Below are 1,840 nucleotides of genomic sequence, written 5' to 3' on the forward strand. Positions count from 1 at the left end.
GCCACGCCGCATCAGCATGTGACGCAAGTGCTCCCGACGGTCGACAAGAAAGGTCTCCCCACAGGTGGTTTTGGCAAGACGTCCGTGCTTCCTACCGAGGGGGGCACCGCCGAGGACAGACGGCGCGCCCGTCGCATCCGTAACATCCGGGATTTCATTCGGCTGCAGGTGGGTGACGGCTCCGGCTTGGTGATCACGTATCACGGCGCGGAAGCCGAATTCGCCGGCATCCCCGGCGTCGATGTGGCACATTTCAATGCCATCGCCGGTCTCGATGCTTTCGGCGTGGTGGACTGTCTATTCGTGATCGGCCGTCCACAGGCGTCGCCGGAAGCGCATCGTGCCATTGTGGTTGCCCTGACCGGCAAGCACCCAACCACGACCGAGATGGCGCCGATGATCGACCATATTCTCATGCGTGATGGTCGCGGCGAACCGATTTCTCGGACGGGTTTCGTCGATCCATCGCTCGAAAGCATCCGGCGCGCGATCACGGACGCAGAAGTGATTCAGGCGGTCGGGCGTGCTCGCGGCGTCAACCGAACGGCGGACAATCCGGCACGCATCTTCGTGCTCAACGATGTCGTCCTGCCGTTCTCGGTGGATACGTTGACGTCGTGGCGCGAGATCACACCGGATGTCGTCGAGAAGATGCTCGGGCGCGGTGCGGCGCTCCTGTCGCCTTCGGACGCCTGCCGTGTCTATCCGGACCTGTTCTGTTCCGAGGAGGCCGCGAAGAAGGCGCTGCGGCGCGCGCAGGTCACACGGGGACAAACCCCTATAATTACTACTTATATGGATTTGTCCCCGTCTGCATTCCTGATCCGGTATCAGGCGCGGGGCGCACGCCAAAAGAAGCGCGCGGCGCTGTGCATGCCGGGTCGCATCGATTGGCTGCTTGACCAACTCGAACAGGTGCACGGCCCGCTGGCGTGCTTCGAGGTCACGGGGATGCAGGCCCCGGTCAACCACGAGAACGACGCCGAGGACTTCACGGACGAACCGACGGCCAGCACGGCGATCATCGATCTCGCCGAGACACGCAGGAATCGGTGTCACGCGGCCACAGAACAGGCGCCGCAGTACGCTGTCTCGATGGGCGAGACCATCCGCGAATGGTTGAACGCAAGGCTCGCGTCGCTCTCGTGCACACAGGTCCGCATCGAGACTCACCAGCAGAAGGCGGCGTAACAGCATCCAAGGCGATCACCGGAGGAAGCGGTGATCGCCGACGGACACGATCATCACCCAACCATGATCGATGCTTTCGGCAGCCGGTCGCGGATACCGTCCGTCACAGCGCGCAGGCGATCCTCTGTGACGCGCCGCGATCCGGGGATCGTCGGGAAGCGCTCAGGAAGACGGTCTCGGTGACCGTGGGAGTGATCATCTCGCGCGGATCGCGCCAACCCTCATGCCAGACCACATGACGGAATCCGGTGCGCCGAATATCGGCGTGGTCATCGGCGCATGCTCATGGAGACGGTCTCGGAACCGTTCATCTCGTGGCGTCCGGGCCGATGATCCAGAGCGCCAGCGGCGCCGAGATGATCTCAGGCGCTCGGGAAGACGGTCCCTGCGACCGTGAGGGTGACCATCGCGCCCTACCTCGCGCGTCCTCCCGCCGGCTCTCGCGCGCCATGACACCGCCGCTCCGGTTCCTCGCGGCACCGGTGTCGAGACGGTCAAGGCGCTCCCGCAAGACGATCTGGGTGATGGTGTGGATGAGCATCTCTCGGATCGATCCGGCCTCTSGGGCCRCGCCATGTCGGAATCCGATGCGCCGAACTATCCCTCGCGWWTTATCGACGTGCGCATCGCGTGCCGATGGACACGGCCG

Annotated in this window: 1 protein-coding gene; it reads left to right on the top strand. The window is 64.2% G+C overall.

Annotated elements, in window-relative coordinates:
- A partial coding sequence (locus tag RT91_RS22075) for a hypothetical protein (protein WP_035189622.1) occupies positions 1 to 1,191 on the top strand: 1,191 nt, incomplete at its 5' end.
- Positions 1,192 to 1,840: the final 649 nt, after the last annotated feature.

The organism is Acidiphilium sp. JA12-A1 (assembly GCF_000724705.2).
In the GTDB taxonomy this organism is placed as follows: Bacteria; Pseudomonadota; Alphaproteobacteria; order Acetobacterales; family Acetobacteraceae; genus Acidiphilium; species Acidiphilium multivorum.